Genomic DNA, 23,555 nt, shown 5'->3' on the forward strand with positions numbered 1-23,555 from the left:
TGCAAGGACTCACGACCATGAAACATCTCGATGAAACCGACCGCCGCTCCCTTCATCGGCAGCTGGAGTCGATGAAGCGGCAGGTTCTGGACGAACTCCGCGATTCGGCTCCCACGGCCGAACTCCTGTCCGCCGACGGCGGCCGCGAGGTGACGACCCATGCCGACGAAGCCGAGGCGGAGCGCGTCGCCGACGTGCATCTGGCCGAGATCGAGATCGACCGCACCAGGCTCGAGGAGATCGAACTGGCGCTCGCGCGCCTGTCGGACGGCCGCTACGGCATCTGCGAAGACTGCCGCGCCGAGATCCCGCGCGCGCGGCTGCTCGCTCAGCCCACGGCCATCCGGTGCGCGGCCTGCCAGTCGGCGATCGAGGCGCACCGGCGCCACTGAATCGGGGCGGGACGCGTCACTGTTCGCCGCTCTCGCGATGGGGCTTGGCCGCCCTCCTTGCCCTCTTTGCCTTCTTTCCCTTGGCCTTGCCCTTGCGCCCCGGCGACGGCTTCGCATCCTTGACCTGCTGGCGATTCGCGCGATGCAGCAGCGCCTTTTCCACGTCGCCCGTTGACGCCTGGTCGCGCGCGTAGCTCACGACCCGGTACACCGAGCGCGTGGCCGCGCCGCTGCCCATGTTGCAGATCACCGTGTCGTTGCCGCCCTCGCTCGCGAATTCGGGAGCCTCGTGCTCGAGCCAGTCGTGGTTCTCGATCGTCGTTTCGATCCGGCAATCGCCCGGCACCACGATGCCCAGCTTGTGCAGGAAGTCGCGCGGCCGTCCCAGGTAGGCCCTGAATTCGGCAGGCGTGCATTGCCAGAAATGCACGTTGAAGGGTTCGTCCCGGATCACCTTGGACCGGGCGGAGAAATCGACGATCTTGGCCGGCATGTTCAGCTCCTGTGAGTTGAAAAGGAAACGACCTCGAAAGCGTAAGAGTGCCTCTTCGGCGGGACCTTGATGCTGCGCAAGGCGAATGGCGCGCGGACCCGCAGACTTCCAGCGCGACACCCGAAGACCCGGGATGCCCTCTCCAAAGGACTTGAAGTGACCCGCCAACACAACGAATTCGACCGCTTGCTCCACGCCGCATGGGGCAGGCTCGGCGGCGGCATGTCGCCGGCGGCGCTGATGCTGGCGTGGTCCGACTGGGCCATCCATTTCGCGACCCAGCCCGGACGCGGCGCCGGCCTGGCGCTGCACCAGGCCCTGCCCGGCGGCCCGCACGCGCACGACCCGCGGCTGGCTGCGGACGACTGGGTTCCGTGGCCCTTCTGCATGTACCGCGAGGCCTTCGAAGCAGGCGGTCGGCGGTTGCTCGAGCTGACCCGCGCGGTTCCCGGCGTGGACCGGCACCACGAAGAGCTGGTCGCCTTCACCGTGCGGCAATGGCTCGAGATGGTCTCGCCCGCCAACTTCCCCGCGACCAACCCGCAGGTGCTGAAGAAGACCGCCGCCAGCGCGGGCATGAACCTGCTCACGGGCGCCGTCCAGGGAATGGAAGACCTGTACCGCGGCGCATCCGGCATGCCGCCGGTCGACGCCGATGCCTTCAGGCCGGGGTACGAGGTGGCGCTCACGCCGGGCAAGGTCATCCTGCGCAACGAGCTCGTCGAGCTCATCCAGTACGCGCCGGCAACACCGACGGTACATGCCGAGCCGCTGCTGCTCCTCAGCGCCTGGATCATGAAGTACTACGTGCTGGACCTCTCCCCGCACAACTCGCTGATCCGCTACCTGGTCGGCCAGGGCCACACGGTGTTCGCCGTCTCCTGGAAGAACCCGGGCGCTTCCGGCGCCGGGCTCGGCATGGACGACTACCTGCGCCTGGGCATCCGCGCCAGCCTCGACGCCGTCGAGACCGTGCTGCCCGGGCACCGCGTGCACGCGGTCGGATACTGTCTCGGCGGCACGCTGATGGCCATCGCGGCGGCGGCGATGGCGCGCGACCGGGACGACCGCCTTGCCTCGCTCTCGCTGCTGGCCGCGCAGACCGACTTCACTGAGCCCGGTGAGATCGGCCTGTTCATCGACGAAAGCCAGCTCGCCTTCCTCGAGGACATCATGGCGCACCAGGGATTCCTCGGCGCGACACAGATGGCGGCGGCCTTCCAGTCGTTGCGCCCCGGCGAGCTGGTCTGGGCACCGCTGGTGCGGAGCTGGCTGCTCGGCGAACGCCCTGCCCTGAACGACCTGATGGCGTGGAACGCGGACGGCACGCGCATGCCCTATCGCATGCATGCCGACTACCTGCGCAGCCTCTTCCTCGACAACGCACTGGCCGAGGGCCATTACCTCGTCGACGGGCGGCCGGTGTCGCTGGGCGACATCGACGTCCCGGTGTTCCTGCTCGGTACCCGGACAGACCACGTGGCGCCCTGGCGGTCCGTCTACAAGTTCAACCTGCTGTGCGACTCGGACGTGAGCTTCGTGCTGACCGAGGGCGGCCACAACGCCGGCATCGTGAGCGAGCCCGGGCACCCGCATCGCAGCTACCGCATCCTGCGGCGGCGCAGGCACGATGCGTACGTCGCGCCCGACGAGTTCCTCGAGCTTTCGCGGGAGGTCGAGGGGTCATGGTGGCCCGGTTTCCAGCAATGGCTTGCCGCGCATTCGGGGCCGAAGCGCCGCCCGCCCCCGATGGGGGCGCCGCGACGCGGCCTGCCCCCGCTTTGCAGCGCGCCCGGCACCTATGTGCTGATGCGCTGACCGGGAGATGGGAGCGCTGCCCTACAGCGCCGGCCCCAGCCCGATGGGCGCGGGAACGCTGTTGACTATCCGGGTGAAGAGCGCGTTGTATTCGAGGTCGGGCACGTGCCCGGTCATCGGATCGCGGTTCTGCGCGAAGGCCTCGTCCAGGTCGTGCCAGTCGTCCTCGGTCAGCACCCGTTCGGCCAGCGGAAGGATCTCGCGCTCCTCCAGCGCCATGTGGTCGAGATAGAAATCGACGTATTCGCCGACGGTTCTCTCGAATTCCTCGCGCCGCGGCTCGCCGAGCATCTCGAACGCGAGCAGCGCATGCTCCACGTTGCGGATCCTGCGCTCGCCCTTGGCATGGTCGCTGTCGAGACGGTCCAGCAGCTCCCGCGAAATGGGCGTCCTGGCGCGCAGCCTGGGAAACAGCAGCTCGGTCTCCTTGCGATGGTGGCGCTTCTCGGGAAACTCGTCCACGTAGAAGAGCATGGCCCTGAGCGTGGCGAAGTCGGGCAGCGTGCCTTTCTTGCGGTGCTGCTCGAGCAGCATGACGATGGATCGGAGCATGGCGGCGAGCGCGGAATGCTCCTGGCGGATGATGCGGACGGTGGCGTGGGGCATGAGTGTCTTCCTGTGCATGCCCCAAGGGTCGCGCTTTCGCGGGACACGGGTTTGCTCCAGATCAAACCCCGCCCGGTGCGAGTCCGGATACTGGAGCGGTCCCAATCACCAAGCCGGAGTCGTGCCATGTACCAGCGAATTCTTGTTCCCATCGACGGCAGTTCCACCTCCAGCCGCGGACTGGCGGAGGCCATCCAGCTGGCCAAGCTCACGGGAGGGCGCCTGCGCCTGGTGCATGTCATCGACGAGCTTTCGTTCGCCCTGACCATGGACGCCTATGCGGGTTATGCCGGCAACTGGTCGGAAGAGCTTCACGGCAATGCGAAGAAGCTGCTCGACGACGCCCAGGGCCGGGCGATCCGGGAAGGCGTCGAAGTCGACGCGGTGCTGCTCGACAGCTTCAAGCGCAGCGTGCACGACCAGGTCATATCCCACGCGCAAGCCTGGAAGGCCGACCTGATCGTGATCGGCACCCATGGTCGCCGCGGAATCGGCCGCTGGGTGATGGGCAGCAGCGCGGAGCACATCCTGCGCATGTCGCCCGTCCCGGTGCTGCTGATTCGCGCACCCGAGAGCGCGAAGGCCGAGCACGAGCGCTTCACGCTGCCCAGTGGAGAACTGGCCAGCCAGTGAGCATTCAGCGGCCGATGTCCGCCGAGCGCCAGCGCGCCCGCAACTGCGCGATGTCGACGGCGTCTTCGGTGGAGACCTCGATGGCGGCCCTGTGTTCGTCCGCATCCAGGGGTTCGTGCGTGGCCAGTTGGCGTTCCAGCACGGCCAGGCCGGCTTCCGATGCATCCGTGCCCGCTGTCTCCCGCTCGGCCACCCGGCGGCGCAGCGTGGCCGGCGCGGCGCTGCAGTCCAGGATCGAGAAAGGCACGCGCAGCTCCGTGGCCAGGGCCTCGAAGCTGTGTCGCTCCGCACGCCGCAGGAAGGCCGCGTCCACGATCACGGGGTAGCCCGCCAGCAAGGCATCGCGCGCGCAGGCGCGCAGCCGCTCGAAGGTCCGGCGGGTCGCCTTGGCATCGTAGATGTCCAGGCCCGTCGTTGCGGAACGCTCCAGCGGGGCGAGGCCGAACAGGCGCTTGCGCTCCACGTCGGAGCGCACGCGCACGGCGCCGGCGGCGCACAGCAGTTGCAAGGCGACGCTGGACTTCCCGGAGCCCGAGAGTCCGTGCGCGATCATCAGCCGCGCTCCCTCCTCTGGCCGCGCCACCAGCCGCCGCGCGCATGCCAGGTAGTCCGGCCCCTTCTTCCCGCCCGGCGTCATGCCCGAAGCCATGGCACGCACCAGAGCCCTGTAGACCTCGTAGAAGCGCAGCACCTGCAGCCCCGCGTAGTCGCCGCTGTGCTGCAGCCACGCATCGAGAAAGCGGAACGCGAGCTCGCCATGGTCGTGCGCCTTCAGGTCCATGGTGAGGAAGGCGACGTCGCTCATGACATCGATCCAGCGCAAGGCCGGATCGAACTCGATGCAGTCGAACGGCGTGAGCGCGCCGTCGACCAGCACCACGTTGGCCAGGTGCAGGTCGCCATGGCATTCGCGCACGGCACCGCCCTGCTGGCGGGCGATCCAGGCCATGCGCAGTGCCTGTCCCTGTTCGTCGATCCAGGCGCCGATCGCGTCAAGCGACGCGGCACGGTCGCCCTCGCCTTCCCGCACCTGGGCGCGCAGGGAGGCCAGCACATCGTTCGCCGCGCGGACGATCGCTTCGGGCGCGCCGAAGCCGGACACGGGCGCCGCGCGCTGCGCTTCTCCATGCAGGTCCGCCAGCCGCCGGGCGAAGCCGTCGAGCAACCGGGGCTCCAGCGCATTCGACGTCAACAGATTGCGCAGCAGCGCGGATTCGGCAAAGCGCCGCATGCGCACCACGTGGTCGATCGGCGCGCCGCCAGCGCCATCGCCGACACGGGGCGACTCGCGTGTGCCGCAGACCGGCGCCACGTCGAGGTAGAGCGCCGGCGCGAAGCGCCGGTTCAGGCGCAGTTCCTCTTCGCAGAAGTGCTTGCGAGACTCCACGCTGCCGAAGTCGAGGAACGGCAGCCGCACAGGCTTCTTGAGCTTCAAGGCCTGCGTCGGCGTCAGCAGCACCCAGGAGATGTGCGTCTCGACCAGCCCCACGGGTTGTCCGGTTTCGCGCTGGAGCTCTGTGCGCAGTGCGTCGATCAGTGTGGTGTCCATGTGGCGTATTCCGGGTGGCGGGGCCCGGAATGGAGAACGGGGAAAAAGGGAGTCACCGGCGCCGGACGCGCCCGGCGCGCTCAGTGCGCCATCAGCACGGGCACGGTCATCTGCGCCAGTATCTGCCGCGTCACACCGCCCAGTATCCGCTCGCGCAAGCGCGAATGGCTGTAGGCGCCCATCACGAGAAGGTCGGCGCCCAGGTCGGACACCCGCGAGAGCAGTGCGTCCGCGATGCCGATCTCGGTCACCTCGGATTCGGCGCGCGCCTGCACCCCGTGGCGCAGCAGGAACTGGATCATGTCGTGCATCAGCAGCCGCTGCGCATCGCCTTCATCGCGCGGATGGCGCAGCGACAGGAGCGTGACGCGCGCGCCGCGCAGGGCGGGCAATGCTGCGTGAAGGGCCACGGCCGCCTCGCGCGAACCGTCCCAGGCCATCACGATGTTCTTCGGTACTCCAGGGAACTCGCCGGCCGAAGGCACCACGAGCACCGGCCGGCCGACCTCCATCAGCACCTGCTCGGCAAGGCCATGCGTGATGGAGTCCTTCCTGGTCGAGTCGTCGCTTTGCCCGAGCACGACGAGGTCGCTCGCATGCCCGTACCTCACCACGGCATCCTGCGTGACGCCGTCGACCATCTGGACCTCGTACGACAGGGGACCCGATGCGGCGATGTCCTGCCTGAACTCCCGTGCAATGCCCTCGGCGCGCCGGCGCAGGTAATCGGCCGACTCGGCGATGTAGTCGGTCATGCCGGTGGCGATGGCGTCGGCGGGAATCACGCCGTCGTGGAGGCCGGTGGGAACGAGCCCGACCAGATGGCTCTCGTGCGAACGCGCCCACCGCGCAGCCAATGCCGCGCGCGCGCGACTGCGCACCGATCTGTCCAGGTGCACGAGGATGGTTCTGAAATTCATGGATGCCCCGCAAGGTGGTGCGCCGTGTCCCGGCGCGGGATCTGGAGCGAAATGGCCCTCGGGCGCATGTTCGTGCGTCTTGCCGCCGCGGGTGTTGATGGCGATCAAGCCAGCGCAGCGCCGGATCAGCGCTTCAGTACGCACTTCTCGTACAGCCGAGGCGCCCGCCTCTCGGGGTCGTAGCGGCGCTTCAGCGCGTCGTAGGCCTCCATACCGTAGGCGCCGTCGAACTCCTCGCGCGTGAAGTAGCTGTCCGAATAGAGCGACTTGATGCCGCCCAGGCGCAGCACCTCCTGCTCGACCAGCCGGTTGAAATGCCCCGCTTCATGCGCCTCGCGGCTCTCGACCACGTCCCAGAAGCCGAAGTTGACGTACAGCATGCCCGCATCGAGCGGATACAGCACGAAGTCCGCGTCCGGGTCCGGCACGTGCACCGGGCAGATCCACACAGGAAGGATGCCGATCTCCCGCCGCAGGAACTCCAGGAAGGTGCGCGCGGAGCCGATCGGGATGTCGACGTCCTGGATGACGGACTCCACATGCATCCCCCGCAGCGCGGCCATGCGCCTGGTCACGCCCCAGCGGGCGTTCATGCGCATCAGCCGCGTGTAGGTGCGGGAGTTGAGATGGCTGCGGCCGAACATGCGCCGCACCAGCGGGTGCTGCGCCGCGAAGTTGCGCGAGCACCAGAACCAGTCGGTGTCCCAGCGCCACAGATAGTCACGCACGCAGAGATGATCGACCGGCATCTCCAGCAGCGAACGGTAGTAGATGCGCTCGAATTCGTAGTTGCTCGCCCAGGGCGCGGCATGCTCGAAGCGCGCGACATTCAGCACCATCGACCGGGGGCCGAACACCACGGCGTCGACGAAGTCGGCATCGCCTTGCGCCGCCTCGGCGAGTGCCGCGAAGAATTCACGCGGGTGTCCGTATGCGACGTGCTCCACCCGCACGAAGGGCTGCACCGGCTGCGTGCGCAGCACCAGCCGCAGCGCGTAGCCCAGAGAGCCGTACGAGTTCGGAAAGCCGAAGAACAGGTCACGGTGCTCGTTGCCGGGCGTGCAGTGGACGATGCGGCCGTCCGGCAGCAGCACGTCGAGCTCCAGCATCGTGTGGTGGACCAGCCCCTGGCGCATCGACGTGGCCTCGATGCCCACTCCCGCCACCGCCCCGCCCGCCGTGATGGTCTTGAGTTGCGGCACCACCGCCGGCATCACGCCGTGCGCGAGCGTGGCATCCACCAGGGTCTCGTAGGTCGACATGCCCTCGACCTCGACCGTGCCGCGCGACACGTCGACGTCGATGACATGGTCGAATTCGTCGAGGTCGATCCTTCTCCGAGGGCCGGCCTCGCGGTCGCGAAAGAGATTCGATGTGCGCTTTGCCAGCGCGACCGGCGCCCCGGGGCCCGTGCCGCCTTCGCGCATGGCGTCCAGCAGGCGGCTTCTGCGCGCCTCGTGGGCCTGCGCCGCGGTGCCAGGGGTCATGGCTTGGGCTCATACAGGTGCGCCCGGTCCATCGGGTAGCTCCGCGGCGTCACGTTGCCCTTGCTGAAGACGACCTGGAACAGATGCGTGTAGCCCGCGTCCGACCGGAACATCTCGGCGCAGCCGACCAGGTAGGTGCGCCAGACACGCCGGAAACGCTCGTCGAAGCGCTGCGGATCGAGGCGCTGTATCGCGGGCCAGTGTTTCTCGAAACGGTCGGCCCAGGCATCGAGGGTCGGCGCGTAGTGCCTGCGCAGGTTCTCGATGTCCAGCACCTCCAGGCCGTTGCGCTCCATCTCCACGATCACGTCGGCGAGGCTGGGTATCCAGCCGCCCGGGAACACGTGCTTGCGGATGAAGAGCTCGGTCTCGAAGCGGCCCACGTGACCGATGAAGTGCAGGATGCCGAGCCCGACGGGCTTCAGGAACTCCGCATGGGCCCGGACCACCTCCGGCAACTGGTCGCGGCCGGCGTGCTCCAGCGTGCCGATGGAGACGACCTTGTCGTACTGCTCGTCGACGTCGCGGAAGTCGGCCTCGCGCACCTGCAGCGAGGCCTCGAGCCCGCGCCGCTCGATCTCGTTGCGCAGCCACTCGACCTGCTCGGTGGTGGTGTTGAGACCGACGCCCGTGGCGCCGGTCTTCTCCTGGGCCCGGAACATGAAGCCTCCGAAACCGCAGCCGATGTCGATGAAGCGGTCTTCGGGGCGCAGAAGGATCTTGCGGCAGACGTGGTCGATCTTGCGGCGCTGTGCCTCCTCGAGGCTGGGCGTGCCTTCCGGCCAGTAGCCGCAGGTGTACATCATCAGCGGATCGTCGAGCCACAGGCGGTAGAAGCCGGTGCCCAGGCCGTAGTGCGCACGGGCATTGGCCTTCGCGTGGGCCGGGTCCTGGTTGGAGTGCCGCAGCTCGTGCAGGCTGTTCTCGATGCCGTTGAACGCGCCGGCCCGATGGTCGAAGCCGGCCGCCATGCCCGCCGCCAGGGCGGCGCCGAAATCGCCCTCCACGTCCACTTCCTGGTCGAAATAGGCCTCCAGCAGGCCGATGTGGCCGCGCGTCGCGGTGGCGAACAACGCCGCTTCGGTGTGGAAGACCACGGTGAACGCCGGCTCGCCCTCGCCGGCGCGGTGGCGGCTGCCATCGGGCATCGCGATGGCGAAGCAGGCCGCGGACCGCCGCCCGAGGTCGTCGAGCATGTTGCGCAGGGGCTGCGACAGCAGCATGGGGGCATCCGGTTCCGCTCTCGCCTAGCCATCCAGCGGCACGCCGCCGCCGAACCTGCAGATCCACTGGTCCGTGAGCTCGCGCTGCACGGCACCGAACGAGCGCTGCCAGTCGGCCATCAACTCCAGTTGCCGAAGCTGCGCCTGCAGCGCGCTACCCGCGACCGCGATCTGCCAGTTCATGATGGCCTGGAGGTAGTTGCCGTCGGATGGCACCGGCTGCGCCTGGATCAGGGGGAAGGGGTCCGTGGGCATGGGAAATGTCTCCAAGAATCTTCGTTCCATCCTAGGTGCCCGCCACGGGCGCGGCTTGACGCACATCAAGGCGCGCGCGGCATTCCGTCAGGACGGCGCGCCGCGCATGGCGCTTCGCAGGCGCGCGGCAGCCTGGCCGACCTGGGCTTCCATGACCTGCCATCCGTCGGAGTCGGCGGCATCCATCTCGGCCACCTTCTCCTCCACCGCCTGCAAGGCCTGCCGCAGCGCGAGGATCTGCTGCTCCAGGCCCGCGCGGCCTTCATCGCCCGCGCCGTGCGCCAGTTGGCTTTCCAGCCGCGCGATGGTCCGACTCGCCCTGTCGGCGTCCTGCAGGGCCTGCTCGACGATCGCACTCTGCGTGCGGGTGACAGGGGCATGGACGAACGCGGGCTGCAACGCCAGCGCCTGGCGATCGGCATCGGGCAGCCGCAGGCGTCCGCCGCGCACCAGAAGCTGCGATGCCGGTACGGCAACCAGGTGCCGCGAACCTGAAGGGAAGGATCCCATCTCGACGATCAGGAAGGTCACGCGTCTGTCGGTGCCCACGATCAGGTCCAGCGCCTTGCCGATCCGCTCGCCCGACGCGTCGTACACCGTGCGCCCGAGGATGCTCTGCCTTGCGCTCCATCCCGGGATCAACTGCCCGGTTTCAGTCAGTGTTGCGCCCGCATGCGTGGCGCCTGCCACCTGCGCGGCTGTGATATCAGCGCCTGCGAGCGCGAACACCAGTCCCACGACGGTGAGATGCCGTAGCATCTTCATGGAGCAGCCACCCTCAACCCGCCTTCATGGGCGCAGCCATGCCCTCGTGCACCGAGAAATAGCGACGGGCCAGCGCGACGAGCTCGTTGGTGCTCATGCGTTCCGCCGTTTCCCAGCCGACGATCTGCCCCGCCACTTCGGGCCTGTGCTTCTCGACGTAGTGGCGAAAGTCGGCCTGCGCCATGCGGGAGCCGGTGATGAGCACCTGGGCGATTCCCTTCAAGGCATCGCAGACCTCGCCGAAGAACTCGTGCTCGCTGCGAACGCTGCTGCCATGCTGGCGGGTGTAGCGGGCGCGTTCCCTGACCTGCTGCGCGAGAACCTTCGAGGCATCGAACTGGAAGACTTGCGCGGCATGGTGATCGACCCAGGCGACGGCATGGAAAGGCGACATGGCGGAGATCCGTATGGAGAAGGCAAGGAAGAAACGGGAGAGACAACAAGGGGGACGCGGCAGGCTCCCGAGCCGCTATGCCTCGATAAGCACCTTCAGCGCATGCGTCTCGGCCGCGCGCGCGAAGGTGTCGTAGGCATCGATGACCTGGTCCAGCCTGAACCGGTGCGTGATCAGCCGAGCCGGGTCCACCTTGCGGGACTGCACCGTCTTCAGCAGCATGGGCGTCGACACGGTGTCGACCAGCCGCGTGGTGATCGCGATGTTCTGCGACCACAGGCGCTCCAGGTGAAGATCGGCCGCGTGCCCGTGGACGCCGATGTTCGCGATGGTGCCGCCGGGCGCCACGATGTCCTGGCACAGCACGAAGGTGGCCGGAATGCCCACGGCCTCGATGGACACGTCGACGCCGCGCCCGCCGGTCAGCGCGAGCACCGCCCTGGCTGCGTTGCCGTCGGCGCTGTTGATCGTGTGCGTGGCGCCGAAGCGGCGTGCCACCTCCAGCCTTCCGTCGTCCAGGTCGATCAGGATGAGCTGCGAGGGCGAATAGAACTGGGCCGTGAGCAGCGTGGCCAGCCCGATCGGACCCGCCCCGACGATGGCCACCGTGCTGCCGGGCGCCACCTTACCGTTGAGCACGCCGCATTCGAAGCCGGTCGGCAGGATGTCGCTGAGCATCACCAGTGCCTCCTCGTCCGCGCCGGCCGGCACGGGGTAGAGGCTGGTGTCGGCATGCGGAATGCGCACGTACTCCGCCTGCGTGCCGTCGATGGTGTTGCCCAAAATCCAGCCGCCGGTGGCGCAGTGCGAGTACATGCCGCGGCGACAGTTCTCGCACTTGCCGCACGACGAGATGCACGAGATCAGCACGTGGTCGCCGGGATGGAAGGCCGTCACGCCGTTGCCCACGGTCTCGACCACGCCCACGCCCTCGTGGCCGAGGATGCGCCCCGGCGTGCAGCTGGGCACGTCGCCCTTGAGGATGTGCAGGTCGGTGCCGCAGATGGTGGTCTTGAGGATCCGGACGATGGCGTCGCCCGGCGCCTGGATTTCCGGCTTCGGACGGTCTTCGAGCGACTTCAGGCCGGGGCCCTGGTATACGAGTGCTTTCATGCCCTGCACGTTATGCCCACGAGGGTGCGGCCGGCTTGATCCAGCGCAAGGGACTGCGGCGCGGACGCCTTGACGCGGCCCGGGGGCCGGAGAGACTGCGTGCATGAACCTCCCCAGCCCTTCGGCCGTGATCGTCGGACTCGCCGTGGCACTGGGCATCGGCCTCGTGATCGGCACCGAGCGCGAGCGCCGCAAGGGCGACGGCGACCGCCGGGCGGCGGCGGGATTGCGCACCTTCGCCATCGTGGCGCTCACGGGTGCCATCGCGCAGGCCCTCCCCGCCGCGGCGCTGGTGCCCATCGGCGGCACGCTCGTCGCCGCGCTGGCTGCGGTTTCGCACTGGAAGAGCCGCTCGCCGGACCCCGGCATGACCACCGAGATCGCTCTCTTCGCCACCTACCTGATCGGCGTGCTGTGCGTGGTCGAACCGGGGTTGGGCGCCGCCTGCGGCATGGGTCTCGCCCTGCTGCTCGCGGCGCGCCGCAGGCTGCACCGGTTTGCCACGCAGCTGCTGAGCGAGCAGGAGCTGCACGACGGCGTCCTGCTCGCGGCGCTCGCCCTGATCGCGCTGCCGCTCATTCCCTCGCAGCCCGTCGAGATGCTCGGCGGCATCGCGCCCCGGCCTCTGGCCTCGATGGTGCTGCTGATCATGGCGATGCAGGCGGCCGGACAGGCGGCCGCGCGATGGCTCGGCGTGCGCGGTGGCCTGCTGGGGGCCGGCTTCGTGTCGGGTTTCGTCTCCAGCACCGCCACGGTGGCCTCGTTCGGCAACCGCGCGCGGGAACAGCCGCTGCACACGGGCCTGCTGGCGGGCGCCGCGTCGATGTCTGCGGTAGCGACCTGGGTGCTGGCGCTCGCGATGACCAGCGCGCTGTCTCCACAGGCAGGCGCCGCCTTGCTGCCCGTGGCGCTTGCCGGTGCGGCGGGCGCCGTGGCCGTCGGCCTGCTGCCGCTGCTGGCGGCTTCGCGCGACGCGGTGGCGGTCGAGCCGCCCGCCGCGCAGCGCAGCGCATTGCGTCCGCGCGAAGCGCTCGCCGTCGCGCTCGCTCTGGCGCTCGTCGCGCTGCTGGTGGGCTCGGCACAGCGGCACTTCGGCAACGCTGGCCTGCAGGCCGGTATCGCGCTCGCCGCGCTGGTGGATGCACACGCCCCCGTGGCCTCGCTCGCTTCGCTGCATGCGGCCGGCACATTGCAGACGGACTCCTTCATCCGGGGCGTGCTGGTGGCCATCGGGACCAACACGCTCACGCGCTGCGCGGTGGCCCTGGGCGCGGGCGGCCGGGCCTATGCGTTGCGCGTGGGGGCCGCATTGATGGCCAGCCTGGGCTGCGCCTGCATCGCGGCCATCTGGCTGCCGGCCTGAGCGGCTCCAGGCCGGGCTCAGCCCGAGCTCAGGCCGGGGCCACCGGGGCCACGGGGGCCGCACGCCCGCTGCACGCCGGCCGCGCGGGGGCCTTCAGCACCGCGCCCCGCAGCGGGTTCGGCCTGTACGCGGCCAGGCCCTTGAGCCCCGATTGCCAGGCTTGCATGTAGAGCTCCTTGAAGTCTTCGTACGCGCAGTCGGAGGGCACGTTGACCGTCTTCGAGATGGCCGCGTCGACGTAGGGCGCCACCGCGGCCACCATTTCCACATGCGCCGAAGGACTCATCTCCAGCGCCGTGACGAAGGCCGGCCCGAGCGCGGCCCGCTCGCCCCTGCGCTGGCGGTACAGCCTCAGCGCGTGGTCCTCGACCTCGTACTCCCGCGTCCCGCCTTCGGGCAGGCGCTTGCGACGCACGAAGCTCCAGGCGAAGGCCGGCTCGATGCCGTTGCTCGCGTTGTCCGAGAAAGCCAGGCTGATGGTGCCCGTGGGCGCGACGGACAGCAGGTGCGAGTTGCGCATGCCGTAGGCGCGGATGCGCGTCTTCATCGGCTCGGGCAGCCGGGACGCGAAAGTGCCGTGTCCGAGGTACAGGCCCGCATCGAACAGAGGAAATGCCCCGCGCTCGCGGGCCAGCGCGCATGAAGCGCCATAGGCCGCATCGCGCAGCAGCCGCGCGATGCGCCGGGCGGCTGCGCGGCCCGGCTGCGCGTCGTAGCGCAGGTTGAGCATGACCAACGCGTCCCCAAGGCCGGTGAAGCCCAGGCCGATGCGCCGCTTCAGCAGCGCCTCGCGGCCCTGGCGTTCCAGCGGCCAGGCGGTGATGTCCAGCACGTTGTCGAGCATGCGCACGGCCAGGCCTGCCAGGCGCGAGAAGTTCTTCTCGTCGAAGCGTGCGCCCGGATCGAACGGGTCCTTCACGAAACGCGTCAGGTCGATCGACCCCAGGCAGCAGCTGCCGTAGGGCGGCAGGGGCTGCTCGCCGCATGGGTTGGTGGCGGCGAGCGTCTCGCAGCTCGACAGGTTGTTGTCGGCGTTGATGCGGTCCAGGAAGAGCACACCCGGCTCCCCGTGCGCGTAGGCCGATCGCATGATGCGGTCCCACAGCGCCCGCGCCGGCCGCCGGGCGTATACCCACAGTCCGTCGTCGCGCCGGTGCTCCTGTGCGCTGCCGATGCGGGGGCCGGGTTCGGCGCAGTGCACCAGCTCGATCTCCCTGTCGTCGATCACGGCCAGCATGAAGGCATCGGTCAGCCCCACCGACAGGTTGAAGTTGCTCAGCTCGCCATCGTCCTTCGCGCCCATGAAAGCCTCGATGTCGGGATGGTCGCAGCGCAGCACGCCCATCTGCGCGCCCCGCCGCGCCCCGGCCGACTCCACCGTCCGGCAAGAACAGTCGAAGACACGCATGAACGGCACGGGTCCCGAGGCGCTGGAACGGGTGCCGGCCACCCAGGCCCCGTGGGGACGGATGCGCGAGAAGTCGTAGCCCACGCCCCCGCCCATGCGCATGGTCTCGGCGGCCTCCGCCAGCGCGACATAGATGCCCGGGTAGCCTTCGTCGTCGCCGGTGATCGAATCGCCCACGGGTTGCACGAAGCAGTTGATCAGGGTGGCCGTCAGCGCCGTGCCCGCCGCCGACTGGATGCGCCCCGCGGGCACGAAGCCGTCGCGCAATGCCTGCAGGAAGCGCGCCTCCCAGGCCTCGCGCTCGCCGGGTTTCTCGGCCTGTGCCAGGGCCCGGGCCACCCTGCGGTGGATGTCGTCGATGGAGTGCTCGCCCGCCTGCGCGTACTTCTCCATCAGCACGTCGCGGCAGATCGGCTGGACGGGCAGTTCGGGAAGTCTCGGGCTGTCGACAGTGAAGCGTGTCATGGCCATCGGCGAAGCGTGGGCCTCCCATGATGGACACGCACCACGCTGCAACCTTGATCCATCGCAAGGCCCCGGCCAAGGAGAACTCCTAGAGTGCCCCGAGCCGCCGCACAGGACCGCCGCCCCCGGCGGGACAGGCCCGCGGACACACGGATACAACGACACCCAGGAGAAGAAGACCATGCCAAGTCACTATCGGCTTGCCGACATCACAGTCCGCATTCCCTTCGGAGCCACGGAGCCGGAACGCACGGCCCTGCTCCAGGCGGCAGGCGTGCCGGTGGACGCATCCGGCGGGCCTGCGCGGGGCTTCATGCATGAACGGCGGCCGCTCAGGCTGGGCGGGGATTCGATCTGCCGCTGGTTCGACGCCGGCAACGCCGCGCTCGCGTCGGGGCTGCATTCCGTGAACGCCGGCGATCGCGCATCCGCCGGTCGCAGTCTGAGATGAGTCCGAGATGAGCATGCTTCGTTCGATCCTCGTCCATCTCGACGGCACGGACCGCACCGAGGTGCGCCTGCGCCTCGCGCACCGTCTCGCGGCCTTGCACGATTCCGCCCTGACCGCGCTTTTCGCGGTGTCGCCTTCCGTGCTGGCAGTGCTGCCGATGATCGGCGGCCTGCCTCCCATGCCGATGGCCGGCGACATAGACCCCGACCACCGCGCCCATGCCGCAGCGGTGTTCGAGCGCCTGCTGCAGGACCATGCCAGCCGCAGCGACTGGCGCGAGCTGCGCGGCGAGCCCGTCGTCGAGAGCTTCGTCCGGCATGCACTCACCTGCGATCTCATGGTGCTCGGGCAGCGCGATCCGCGCGACAAGGACGGCTTCGACGTGCCGGCCGATTTCATCGAGGCGGCCGTGCTCGCCAGCGGCAAGCCGGCGCTGGTCGTCCCGTTCGCGGGCAGGGTGTCCCCGAACCCCGCGAAGGTGCTGGTCGCGTGGCGCGGCGCGCGCGAATCCGCGCGTGCGCTGGAAACCGCCCTGCCCCTGCTGCGCCCGGCGCAGGAGGTCCACCTGGTGGCTTCTGCCGGCGCCTCGGACCCCGAGCCCGGAATGGCGATGTCGAGGCTGCGCGATTACCTTCGCCTGCACGGCGTCCGGCAGACGCGGGAGCACAAGGCGCCCGCGGAAGACAGGCATGCCGGCGAGGCGTTGCTCTCGCTGGCACAGGAAATGGGCGCCGGCCTGATCGTCATGGGCGCCTATGGTCACAGCCCGGCGCGCGAACTCGTGCTCGGGGGGGCCACGCGCACGGTGCTGGAACGGGCTCCGGTGCCGGTCTGGATGGCGCACTGAAGGGCTGCCCTCGCCCGCTGGAACTCGTCCTGCCTCCTTCCCTGTCCGGTTGGTCCAGGGGGCGGCAGACCGATCACGGCATTGCGACCCGGCTGCCCCAAGACGCTGCGGCGAACGCCTCGATGAAGCGCGGCAGTTCGTCGCGCGGCAAGCTGTCGATGCCGGCCGCGCGCGCACGGCCTGCACCGCCGAACCGGCTGCACAGCGCATGGGCGCCGTCCGGGCGCGCTAGCGGGGCGCGGACGCTGACGACGTAGCCGTCGTCCCGCGCCACGAGCACCGCATGCGCGAGCTCCGGCTCGCTGCTCGCCAGCTCGTTGGCGAGGCAGCCCTGCACGCGGCGGCTCCACGGAGCATCCGGCAGCGCGCGCACGCTCCCGCCGGCGCCCCGCCAGATCGGCATGGTGCCCACGGCCTGGCGGAGGTCGGCGTGGCGCACCGCATCGATCTCGTCGACGATGCCCTCGTGCGCCAGCATGTCGCGCGGGTCGCGGTAGCGCACCATCAGCCCGTACAGCAGGCGGGGCGCGATGCGCACGTCCTGCTCATGCTCGCCGTAGGCGTTGTAGTTGATCAGCATGCCCAGCCGGCGCAGCCCCGCGCAATCGCCGGGCTCGAAGCCGCCGGCGAGCGCCAGCCGGTCGGCCACGGCGGCCATGTTGTCGCCATAGATCCCGACCAGCGCCCAGGCGCGGCATGCGCCGCCCAGGTGGCGGTCCACGAGCAGTCTGGTGCAGACCGCGCTCGCCTCGTCGATGTGCGCCTCGAGATGCGGATGTCGCGGCACCTCGCCGGCGGCATGGTGGTCGAAGTAGCGCACGTGCGCGCCCTGGTCGAGCAGGTCCAGGAGGCCGGCGCGGTTGCGCAGCATCGAGATGTTGAACACGTTGACTTCGTCGCCGGCCCTCGCCGGAACGTCCTGCAGCAGCGCGATGTCGCGCTTGAGGCCCGTCACCAGCCGGACGGCGCCGGGCCGGTGCAGGCGCCATTGCACGGCCGCGCAAAGACCGTCGGCGTCGCCGTTGCGGACATCGAACCTCATGACCATCGCCGAACCCCGCTCCGCGTGCCTCAGGCGGAAACGCGCCATGAGCCGTCGGGCTGGCGGCATGCGCTGCCGCCGATGCCGTCGGGGCGGCCGCCCACGGTCACTTCGAGCCGGAATTCGCGGCAGCGGACGCCGCGCTGATCGAAGCCGCGCGTGGGCGTGAAGACAAAGCTGTCGCCGGTATCGTGATTGAGCCAGGCCGAAGACTCGCCGTTCGAAAGGGTCTCCAGCGCGCTCGCCGCACAGCGGCGGTCGCTGTCGTCCATCACCCTGGCGGCCAAGCTGCCGGGCGCGGAAGCCGCGAGCGAGCCGGTGAGCATCGCGCCGCCCGGCACGGCGGCCGGAAAGCCGCCGCAGGCTGCCACGAGGGCGGCGGCCATGATGGAAACGGAAAGTGCCGGGACAGGCTTCATTCGCAACTCCTCGGCACCGGTGCTTTCAAGTGCGTTCAGGCGTATGAACGCAGCCGGCGCGAAAAATCCGCCAGTGGCGCGATGCCGCTCGCCTCCGCGCGCTGGCACCAGTCCTGCAACTGCCTGGCAAGCTGCTCGCCCGTGGCGGTGGAGCGGCTCCACAGGGCGGTCAGCTCGCCGCGCATCGAATACATCGTAGCCAGCGCCTGCGAGGCCTTCAACGCCTGCATCACCTGCCGGTGCCGCGACGGCCCGAGGAGGCCCTGGTCCTTGCCCAGCCACGGCTTGACGGCCTTCAGCGCGCGCGCGGCCTCCGGGGAGATGCCGCGCAGGCGGCCGAGTTCGGCCACGCAGGCCGTCTTCAGGGAGCGCGTGTAGTTCGACAGCACGTCGTAGTGGCAGCGGATGATCGCCTGTACCGTGGCCAGGTCGACGTTCGCCTTGGGCGCGACCAGGCGCGGCGTGGGCGCCACGTGCTTCACGCGGGCCAGGCCCAGCGCCTGCAGCGTGCGGATGTAGAGCCAGCCGATGTCGAACTCGAACCACTTGCTCGAAAGCTTCGCCGAGGCCGGAAAGGCATGGTGGTTGTTGTGCAGTTCCTCCCCGCCGATCAGGATGCCGACCGGAAAGATGTTCGTGCTGGCGTCGCCGGCCGGCCAGTTGCGGTAGCCCCAGTAGTGGCCGATGCCGTTTACCACGCCGGCCGCCCAGAACGGGATCCACGCGATCTGCGTGAGCAGCACCAGCGCGCCCGGCACGACGCCGAAGAGCGCCATGTCCACGACGCCCATCAGCACGATGCCAAGGATCTTGTGCTTCGAGTAGAGATGCCGCTCCAGCCAGTCGTCGGGCGTGCCGTGGCCGTAGCGTTGCAGAGTCTCGGCGTGCCGCGCCTCGCGCATGTAATAGAACACCCCGCCCCACAGCACCCGGTTGAGCCCGTGCACCTGCGGGCTGTGCGGGTCTTCGGGGGTTTCGCATTTCGCGTGATGCTTGCGGTGCACCGCGGCCCACTCCCGGGTCACCATGCCGGTGGTCAGCCAGAGCCAGAAGCGGAAGAAGTGACTCGCCGCGGGGTGCAGCTCGAGCGCGCGGTGCGCCTGGTGGCGGTGCAGGAAGATGGTGACCGAGGCGATGGTGACGTGCGTGAGCGCGAGCGCGGCCAGCAGCACGCCCCACCACGGAAGATCCAGGACGCCGGAATAAAGCAGGGATGGCATTCGTACCTCTTGAACAGTGCCGGCCATTCTGCGGACCGCCGCGACGCGGACCTTGATGCAGATCAACACCCGTCGCCTGTTTGCCCGGCCTGCGAGACCACCCGCCGGAACTTGCCGCTGCGCCCGCACTGCGCGCGCTCGCCCGCGCGGCACCGGATGCGCACGCCCCTCGCTCCCTGCGCTTCGAGGAACGCCGCGAGCGCGGCATGTGCCTTGTGCAGGGTCTGCTGCGCCTTCTCTCCCTCTCCACGGGTCTTCAGCAGCAGATCGCACGGTCCCTGCTGCACCAGCTGGAAATCGAACAGGCCGGCCTCCTCCTCGAGCACCGTGCTCACCGCCAGCGGCACGACCTTCACCGCCGGCATGCCGGCGTCGCCCGCCAGGCACAGCGTGTCGTCGTCGCGGCCATGCACCTCGATGGCCGGCAGGTGCGATCCGCAACCGCAGGGGCCGGCCAGCAGTCTGACCCGGTCGCCCAGGTCGTAGCGGATCAGCGGTTGCAGATGGTTGGCCAAGTTGGTCAGCAGGGTCGTGGCTCCAGCGTGGCCCGGCGGCACCGCCCGGCCATGCGCGTCGACCGGCTCCAGGATCGCCCAGTCGCTGTTCAGGTGCAGCGCACCCATCGAGCACTCGAAGGCCAGCGACAGGAACTCCGATGCGCCGTAGCTGTTGGCCACCGGGCAGCCGAATGCCTTCCCCAGGAAGGCGCGGCCTGCCTCGGAAAGCGTTTCGCCGCCCGTCCAGATCTCGCGCGGCGCGGCCTTCAGCCGGCCGGCCTCCCGCTCCTGCGCGAGCACGATGGCGGCGCTGGGATAGGTCGCCACCACCGTGGGGCGGAACGCATCCAGTTCGGCGCACAGCCTGTCCAGCGGCTGCAGGAAGGAAATGCCGCGCAGGCGCGGCGCGAGGCCGGGCTGCAGGCGGCGCAACCGTTCGACCGATACCGTGCTCGCGAAATGCCCCCCGGTCGCGCCCACGAAGGCGATGCGCTCGGTCAGGCTCCATGGGTCGAACAGCCGGTCGAGGGGCCGCAGCAGCGGACGCCGCAGCGCCTCCAGCGCGTCGTACACGGCCATCGCGCGCGGATCCTGCACGAAGATCGCGGGCTCGCCGGTGCTGCCCGAGCTTTCCCATGCCGTGTAGGGCCCGAGGCAATCGGCCGCGATGTTCGCCGGCTCGGCGACGAAGCGGCGCAGTGCCGGCAGCGAGAGCGCCGGGTCGCAGACCCAATCCGCGAAGTCGCGCATCAGTTCCGCCTTGCGGGACACCGGCAGTTCTTCCAGCCGTACGGTGGCCGGATCGCAACCGGCCAGCAGGCGCCGGTACCGCGGCGAATGTGCCGCCGCGGCCGCGACCAGCGCCGCCAGCCGCTGCGAACGCAGCTCGGCGAGCGCCCCGGCGCCCGCGTTCGTGGCCATCGAGACCTCGGCCGCGATCACGTACGCCTGCCACGGATCAAATATCGGCGGCATCGGACGCGGCTCCAGGCGAACGGGTATCCATGGCGAATTCCTCGGCCACGGAGCTTGCGCCCTTGCCGGCGCGGCGGTTTGACGTGCATCAAACTGGCGGGCTCTTGCGCACTGCACGATGGGATGCCCCGTCACTCATGCCGCCTTCAACGCAATGAGCATCCGCCATCTGGACCGCCTGCTGTCGCCGGCCTCCGTCGCCGTGTTCGGCGCTTCCAACCGGCCCGCCAGCGTTGGCGCCACGGTGTGGCGCAACCTGCGCGCCGGCGGCTTCAAGGGCGCGGTGCACGGGGTGAACCCGAAACACGGCTCGCTCGACGGCGTGCCCGTCTTCCCCGACGCGGCGCACCTGCCCGCCGCGCCGGACCTGGGGCTGGTCTGCACGCCCCCGGCCACGGTGGCGCCGCTGGTCGCCGAACTGGGGGCGCTGGGCACCCGCGCGGTGGTGATCATCACGGCCGGCCTGGACCCGCGGCAGAAACAGGCCGCGCTGGATGCGGCCCGCTCCTTCACCCTGCGGCTGCTGGGCCCCAACTGCCTCGGCCTGCTCAGCCCGCACATCGGCCTGAACGCCAGCTTCGCGCACACCGACGCGCTGGCGGGCGACGTGGCCTTCGTCTCGCAGTCGGGCGCGCTGGTGACGGCGGTACTCGACTGGACGCGCAGCCGCGGCGTGGGCCTGTCGCACCTGGTCTCGCTGGGCGAGCACTGCGACGTCGACTTCGGCGACCTGCTCGACCACCTGGCCAGCGATGCGCGCACGCGATCGATCCTGCTGTACGTGGAATCCATCGAATCGCCGCGCAAGTTCATGTCGGCCGCGCGCGCGGCGGCCCGCAACAAGCCGGTGATCGTGCTGAAGGCCGGGCGTGCCGGCCACGGAATTGCTGCCGCAGCCTCGCACACAGGCGCGCTGGCAGGCTCCGATGCGGTCTACGACGCCGCGCTGCGGCGCGCCGGAATGCTTCGCGTCGACACGCTGCAGGAACTCTTCGTCGCCGCGGAAACCCTGTCGCGCTTCCGGGGCAACGGCCACGGCAGGCTCACGGTCATGACGAATGGCGGAGGCGCCGGCGTGATGGCGGCCGACGCGGCGGCGCGCGAAGGCGTGATGCTTGCCGACCCCGGCTCCGCGCTGCTCGCCCGCCTCGACGCGGTGCTGCCGGCGAACTGGTCGCGCGCCAACCCCATCGACATCGTCGGCGACGCGCCGGCCGGGCGCTATGCCGAGACGCTTGGCGCGCTGCTGGCCGACGCGTCGGCCGGCGCGGTGCTCTTCGTGCATGCGCCCACGGCCATCGTGCGCAGCGAGGACATTGCGCGCGCCTGCCTGCCGCTGGTGCGCGGCCGCGCCTCGCGCGTGATGAGCGCCTGGCTCGGCGACGACGCGGTGGCCCAGGCACGCAGGCTCTTCGAGGATGCCGGCGTGGCCGACTACGCCACGCCCGAGGAGGCGGTGCACGCCTTCGCGATGTTGCAGACCTACAGGCGCAACCAGGAGATCCTGATGGAGACGCCTGGCGCAGGCCATGGCGTCGTGCCGGACAGCGCCGCGGTGAGCGCCACGCTTGGCACGGCGCTGGCCGGGCAGCGCGAATGGCTCGGCGAACAGGAGGCCAAGTCGCTGCTGCGGGCCTACGGCATCGAGACGGTGCCCACCGTCGCCGTCGCGCCGACGCCCGAGGCGGCCGTCGAGGCGGCCAAGGGGCTCGGGTACCCGGTGGCGCTGAAGATCCTCTCGCGCGACATCACGCACAAGTCGGACGTCGGCGGCGTGCGGCTGGGCCTGCGCGACGAAGCCGCACTGCGGCGCGCGGCCGCCGGGATGCTCGACGCGGTGAGGAACGCCAGGCCGCTGGCGCGGATCGACGGCTTCACCGTGCAGCACTCGGTGCACCGCCCGCATGCGCGGGAAATCATCGTCGGCGCCAGCGTCGACCCGGTCTTCGGCCCCGTGATCCTCTTCGGCCAGGGCGGCACCGCCGTCGAAGTCGCCGCCGACACGGCCATCGCGCTGCCGCCGCTGAACCGCGCGCTCGCCGCGGAGCTGGTGTCGCGCACGCGCGTGGCACGCCTGCTGGCGGGCTATCGCGACTATCCGCCGGCCTGCCTCGATGCGCTCCACGACGTGCTCGTCGCCGTCTCGCGGATGCTCGCCGACCTGCCGCAACTGGCGGAGTTGGACATCAACCCGCTGTGGGTCGACGAGAACGGGGCACTGGCGCTCGATGCACGCATGCGGGTGTCGTGCATGCCGGCGCACGGCACCGGGCGCTTCGCGATACTGCCCTACCCCGACCAGTGGGTGCGCACGCAGACCTGGAACGGGCGCGAGATCGTGGTGAGGCCGATCAGGCCCGAGGACGAGCCGCAGCACCGGCGCTTCCTGGAGTCGCTGGACCCGGAAGACATGCGCATGCGGTTCTTCTCGGTGCGCAAGGAGCTGGCGCGCAGCGAACTCGCGCGGCTGACCCAGATCGACTACGACCGGGAGATGGCCTTCATCGCCGAGGACGTCGATGCGAACGGCAACGCCCGGACGCTGGGCGTTGCCCGCACCGTGAGCGACCCCGACAACGTCGAAGCCGAATTCGCCATCGTCGTGCGCTCCGAGCTCAAGGGCCAGGGACTGGGCTGCGTGCTGTTCGAACGGCTGATCGAGCATGCGCGCAGCCGCGGCACCGGGATGCTGGCCGGATGGGTGCTGCGCGAGAACACCCGCATGCTGAAGCATGCTGAAGCTCGCGGCCGCGATGGGCTTCAGGGCCGATCCGGCGGAGCCGCCTTCGTCGGGCCTGCGCCGGATGGTGCTGTCACTGAGGGCGTGAGCAGGCTGGTCGCGCTCGGCGGCGTGAAGCCGTAGAAGCGGTCGTTGAGATAGCGGCTGACCTCCATGATGTCCTGGTCTCCCCAGCCCAGCGACGAGGCCCGCTGCCACCGTCGCACCTGCTCTTCGAGGCTGTCCCAGTCGTTGACCAGCTTCCTGCCGCGCCAATGCATCTTCACGTCGTGGCAGGCCACGCAGTTGGTGTTGTAGAGCAGCTCGCCGCGGGACTGGGCCGCAGCGGGACCGCCGTGAAGGGCCAGGCAAGCCGCCAGGACGAGTGCGACCGGTGCGCGCCCGCGCAGCATGCGGCGGGCACCGGAGGGGATGGAAATCCAGCGCATGGAACTCTCCTTTTCGGAAACGGACGACGGCTTGCATCGTCTCGCGGCGACC

23 protein-coding genes are annotated in these 23,555 nt (G+C 69.8%); 7 read left to right on the plus strand and 16 right to left on the minus strand.

Annotation, left to right across the window (positions count from 1 at the left end):
• Window positions 1-17: 17 nt before the first annotated feature.
• Window positions 18-392: a TraR/DksA family transcriptional regulator gene (locus L3V85_RS33735; RefSeq protein ID WP_237676908.1), complete on the plus strand. Its 375-nt coding sequence runs from the start codon at window positions 18-20 to the stop codon at window positions 390-392.
• A gap of 16 nt (window positions 393-408) precedes the next feature.
• Here L3V85_RS33735 and L3V85_RS33740 read toward each other — a convergent pair whose 3' ends face one another.
• Entirely contained in the window at window positions 409-885 is a 477-nt protein-coding gene (locus L3V85_RS33740) for a hypothetical protein (RefSeq protein ID WP_237676909.1), read from the minus strand.
• A gap of 69 nt (window positions 886-954) precedes the next feature.
• Here L3V85_RS33740 and L3V85_RS33745 point away from each other — a divergent pair, with 69 nt between their 5' ends.
• Complete coding sequence (locus L3V85_RS33745) at window positions 955-2,703, plus strand: PHA/PHB synthase family protein (protein WP_414080269.1); 1,749 nt, start codon at window positions 955-957, stop codon at window positions 2,701-2,703.
• A gap of 21 nt (window positions 2,704-2,724) precedes the next feature.
• Here L3V85_RS33745 and L3V85_RS33750 read toward each other — a convergent pair whose 3' ends face one another.
• On the minus strand, window positions 2,725-3,309 hold the full coding sequence (locus L3V85_RS33750; RefSeq protein WP_237676911.1) for a hemerythrin domain-containing protein: 585 nt from the start codon (window positions 3,307-3,309) through the stop codon (window positions 2,725-2,727).
• A 126-nt stretch (window positions 3,310-3,435) separates the two neighbouring features.
• On the opposite strand from L3V85_RS33750, the gene L3V85_RS33755 reads away from it, so the two are divergent.
• Window positions 3,436-3,942: a universal stress protein gene (locus L3V85_RS33755; protein WP_237676912.1), complete on the plus strand. Its 507-nt coding sequence runs from the start codon at window positions 3,436-3,438 to the stop codon at window positions 3,940-3,942.
• Window positions 3,943-3,946: 4 nt separating this feature from the next.
• Here L3V85_RS33755 and L3V85_RS33760 read toward each other — a convergent pair whose 3' ends face one another.
• From L3V85_RS33760 to L3V85_RS33795, 8 genes are all read right to left on the minus strand, one after another.
• Window positions 3,947-5,491, minus strand: coding sequence for an AAA family ATPase (locus tag L3V85_RS33760; protein ID WP_237676913.1), 1,545 nt, complete (start codon window positions 5,489-5,491; stop codon window positions 3,947-3,949).
• Window positions 5,492-5,571: 80 nt separating this feature from the next.
• A complete protein-coding gene (locus tag L3V85_RS33765) occupies window positions 5,572-6,411 on the minus strand; it encodes a universal stress protein (RefSeq protein ID WP_237676914.1) in 840 nt (279 codons plus the stop codon).
• A 125-nt stretch (window positions 6,412-6,536) separates the two neighbouring features.
• A complete protein-coding gene (locus tag L3V85_RS33770) occupies window positions 6,537-7,898 on the minus strand; it encodes an FAD-binding protein (protein WP_237676915.1) in 1,362 nt (453 codons plus the stop codon).
• Window positions 7,895-9,121: an SAM-dependent methyltransferase gene (locus tag L3V85_RS33775; protein ID WP_237676916.1), complete on the minus strand. Its 1,227-nt coding sequence runs from the start codon at window positions 9,119-9,121 to the stop codon at window positions 7,895-7,897. The genes L3V85_RS33770 and L3V85_RS33775 overlap by 4 nt, the downstream gene beginning before the upstream one ends.
• Window positions 9,122-9,145: 24 nt before the next feature.
• Window positions 9,146-9,376, minus strand: a complete 231-nt coding sequence (locus L3V85_RS33780) for a hypothetical protein (RefSeq protein ID WP_237676917.1) — start codon at window positions 9,374-9,376, stop codon at window positions 9,146-9,148.
• An 87-nt stretch (window positions 9,377-9,463) separates the two neighbouring features.
• Window positions 9,464-10,141: a PRC-barrel domain-containing protein gene (locus L3V85_RS33785; RefSeq protein WP_237676918.1), complete on the minus strand. Its 678-nt coding sequence runs from the start codon at window positions 10,139-10,141 to the stop codon at window positions 9,464-9,466.
• A gap of 13 nt (window positions 10,142-10,154) precedes the next feature.
• Window positions 10,155-10,535: a hypothetical protein gene (locus L3V85_RS33790; RefSeq protein ID WP_237676919.1), complete on the minus strand. Its 381-nt coding sequence runs from the start codon at window positions 10,533-10,535 to the stop codon at window positions 10,155-10,157.
• A gap of 75 nt (window positions 10,536-10,610) precedes the next feature.
• The gene (locus L3V85_RS33795; protein ID WP_237676920.1) at window positions 10,611-11,648 is read right to left on the minus strand and encodes a zinc-dependent alcohol dehydrogenase family protein; all 1,038 of its coding nucleotides are present in this window, start codon (window positions 11,646-11,648) and stop codon (window positions 10,611-10,613) included.
• Between the two features lie 103 nt (window positions 11,649-11,751).
• Between L3V85_RS33795 and L3V85_RS33800 the strand changes: the two genes are divergently transcribed.
• Window positions 11,752-13,011: an MgtC/SapB family protein gene (locus L3V85_RS33800; protein ID WP_237676921.1), complete on the plus strand. Its 1,260-nt coding sequence runs from the start codon at window positions 11,752-11,754 to the stop codon at window positions 13,009-13,011.
• Window positions 13,012-13,039: 28 nt separating this feature from the next.
• Here L3V85_RS33800 and L3V85_RS33805 read toward each other — a convergent pair whose 3' ends face one another.
• Window positions 13,040-14,890, minus strand: coding sequence for an adenosylcobalamin-dependent ribonucleoside-diphosphate reductase (locus L3V85_RS33805; RefSeq protein WP_414080270.1), 1,851 nt, complete (start codon window positions 14,888-14,890; stop codon window positions 13,040-13,042).
• A gap of 175 nt (window positions 14,891-15,065) precedes the next feature.
• Here L3V85_RS33805 and L3V85_RS33810 point away from each other — a divergent pair, with 175 nt between their 5' ends.
• Window positions 15,066-15,335 carry a hypothetical protein gene (locus L3V85_RS33810; protein ID WP_237676922.1) on the plus strand — a complete coding sequence of 90 codons (270 nt, stop codon included), beginning with the start codon at window positions 15,066-15,068 and terminating at the stop codon, window positions 15,333-15,335.
• 7 nt (window positions 15,336-15,342) lie between these two features.
• Window positions 15,343-16,182 carry a universal stress protein gene (locus L3V85_RS33815; protein ID WP_237676923.1) on the plus strand — a complete coding sequence of 280 codons (840 nt, stop codon included), beginning with the start codon at window positions 15,343-15,345 and terminating at the stop codon, window positions 16,180-16,182.
• 73 nt (window positions 16,183-16,255) lie between these two features.
• Here L3V85_RS33815 and L3V85_RS33820 read toward each other — a convergent pair whose 3' ends face one another.
• From L3V85_RS33820 to L3V85_RS33835, 4 genes are all read right to left on the minus strand, one after another.
• Complete coding sequence (locus L3V85_RS33820; RefSeq protein WP_237676924.1) at window positions 16,256-17,224, minus strand: hypothetical protein; 969 nt, start codon at window positions 17,222-17,224, stop codon at window positions 16,256-16,258.
• A 29-nt stretch (window positions 17,225-17,253) separates the two neighbouring features.
• Window positions 17,254-17,643 carry an RT0821/Lpp0805 family surface protein gene (locus L3V85_RS33825; RefSeq protein ID WP_237676925.1) on the minus strand — a complete coding sequence of 130 codons (390 nt, stop codon included), beginning with the start codon at window positions 17,641-17,643 and terminating at the stop codon, window positions 17,254-17,256.
• Window positions 17,644-17,678: 35 nt separating this feature from the next.
• Window positions 17,679-18,863 (minus strand): DesA family fatty acid desaturase, encoded by a 1,185-nt coding sequence (locus tag L3V85_RS33830; protein ID WP_237676926.1) that lies wholly within the window; start codon window positions 18,861-18,863, stop codon window positions 17,679-17,681.
• Window positions 18,864-18,925: 62 nt separating this feature from the next.
• On the minus strand, window positions 18,926-20,335 hold the full coding sequence (locus L3V85_RS33835; protein ID WP_237676927.1) for a phenylacetate--CoA ligase family protein: 1,410 nt from the start codon (window positions 20,333-20,335) through the stop codon (window positions 18,926-18,928).
• Window positions 20,336-20,489: 154 nt separating this feature from the next.
• Here L3V85_RS33835 and L3V85_RS33840 point away from each other — a divergent pair, with 154 nt between their 5' ends.
• Window positions 20,490-23,198 carry an acetate--CoA ligase family protein gene (locus tag L3V85_RS33840; RefSeq protein ID WP_237676928.1) on the plus strand — a complete coding sequence of 903 codons (2,709 nt, stop codon included), beginning with the start codon at window positions 20,490-20,492 and terminating at the stop codon, window positions 23,196-23,198.
• Here L3V85_RS33840 and L3V85_RS33845 read toward each other — a convergent pair.
• A complete protein-coding gene (locus tag L3V85_RS33845; RefSeq protein ID WP_237676929.1) occupies window positions 23,096-23,503 on the minus strand; it encodes a c-type cytochrome in 408 nt (135 codons plus the stop codon). The genes L3V85_RS33840 and L3V85_RS33845 overlap by 103 nt on opposite strands.
• Window positions 23,504-23,555: the final 52 nt, after the last annotated feature.

The organism is Variovorax paradoxus (genome assembly GCF_022009635.1).
In the GTDB taxonomy this organism is placed as follows: Bacteria; Pseudomonadota; Gammaproteobacteria; order Burkholderiales; family Burkholderiaceae_C; genus Variovorax.

Coding starts and splice junctions, on each gene's coding strand:
- L3V85_RS33735 (WP_237676908.1), top strand. CDS start 18: ATGAAACATCTCGATGAAACCGACCGCCGCTCCCTTCATCGGCAGCTG.
- L3V85_RS33740 (WP_237676909.1), bottom strand. CDS start 885: ATGCCGGCCAAGATCGTCGATTTCTCCGCCCGGTCCAAGGTGATCCGG.
- L3V85_RS33745 (WP_414080269.1), top strand. CDS start 955: ATGCTGCGCAAGGCGAATGGCGCGCGGACCCGCAGACTTCCAGCGCGA.
- L3V85_RS33750 (WP_237676911.1), bottom strand. CDS start 3,309: ATGCCCCACGCCACCGTCCGCATCATCCGCCAGGAGCATTCCGCGCTC.
- L3V85_RS33755 (WP_237676912.1), top strand. CDS start 3,436: ATGTACCAGCGAATTCTTGTTCCCATCGACGGCAGTTCCACCTCCAGC.
- L3V85_RS33760 (WP_237676913.1), bottom strand. CDS start 5,491: ATGGACACCACACTGATCGACGCACTGCGCACAGAGCTCCAGCGCGAA.
- L3V85_RS33765 (WP_237676914.1), bottom strand. CDS start 6,411: ATGAATTTCAGAACCATCCTCGTGCACCTGGACAGATCGGTGCGCAGT.
- L3V85_RS33770 (WP_237676915.1), bottom strand. CDS start 7,898: ATGACCCCTGGCACCGCGGCGCAGGCCCACGAGGCGCGCAGAAGCCGC.
- L3V85_RS33775 (WP_237676916.1), bottom strand. CDS start 9,121: ATGCTGCTGTCGCAGCCCCTGCGCAACATGCTCGACGACCTCGGGCGG.
- L3V85_RS33780 (WP_237676917.1), bottom strand. CDS start 9,376: ATGCCCACGGACCCCTTCCCCCTGATCCAGGCGCAGCCGGTGCCATCC.
- L3V85_RS33785 (WP_237676918.1), bottom strand. CDS start 10,141: ATGAAGATGCTACGGCATCTCACCGTCGTGGGACTGGTGTTCGCGCTC.
- L3V85_RS33790 (WP_237676919.1), bottom strand. CDS start 10,535: ATGTCGCCTTTCCATGCCGTCGCCTGGGTCGATCACCATGCCGCGCAA.
- L3V85_RS33795 (WP_237676920.1), bottom strand. CDS start 11,648: ATGAAAGCACTCGTATACCAGGGCCCCGGCCTGAAGTCGCTCGAAGAC.
- L3V85_RS33800 (WP_237676921.1), top strand. CDS start 11,752: ATGAACCTCCCCAGCCCTTCGGCCGTGATCGTCGGACTCGCCGTGGCA.
- L3V85_RS33805 (WP_414080270.1), bottom strand. CDS start 14,890: ATGGCCATGACACGCTTCACTGTCGACAGCCCGAGACTTCCCGAACTG.
- L3V85_RS33810 (WP_237676922.1), top strand. CDS start 15,066: ATGCCAAGTCACTATCGGCTTGCCGACATCACAGTCCGCATTCCCTTC.
- L3V85_RS33815 (WP_237676923.1), top strand. CDS start 15,343: ATGAGCATGCTTCGTTCGATCCTCGTCCATCTCGACGGCACGGACCGC.
- L3V85_RS33820 (WP_237676924.1), bottom strand. CDS start 17,224: ATGAGGTTCGATGTCCGCAACGGCGACGCCGACGGTCTTTGCGCGGCC.
- L3V85_RS33825 (WP_237676925.1), bottom strand. CDS start 17,643: ATGAAGCCTGTCCCGGCACTTTCCGTTTCCATCATGGCCGCCGCCCTC.
- L3V85_RS33830 (WP_237676926.1), bottom strand. CDS start 18,863: ATGCCATCCCTGCTTTATTCCGGCGTCCTGGATCTTCCGTGGTGGGGC.
- L3V85_RS33835 (WP_237676927.1), bottom strand. CDS start 20,335: ATGCCGCCGATATTTGATCCGTGGCAGGCGTACGTGATCGCGGCCGAG.
- L3V85_RS33840 (WP_237676928.1), top strand. CDS start 20,490: ATGAGCATCCGCCATCTGGACCGCCTGCTGTCGCCGGCCTCCGTCGCC.
- L3V85_RS33845 (WP_237676929.1), bottom strand. CDS start 23,503: ATGCGCTGGATTTCCATCCCCTCCGGTGCCCGCCGCATGCTGCGCGGG.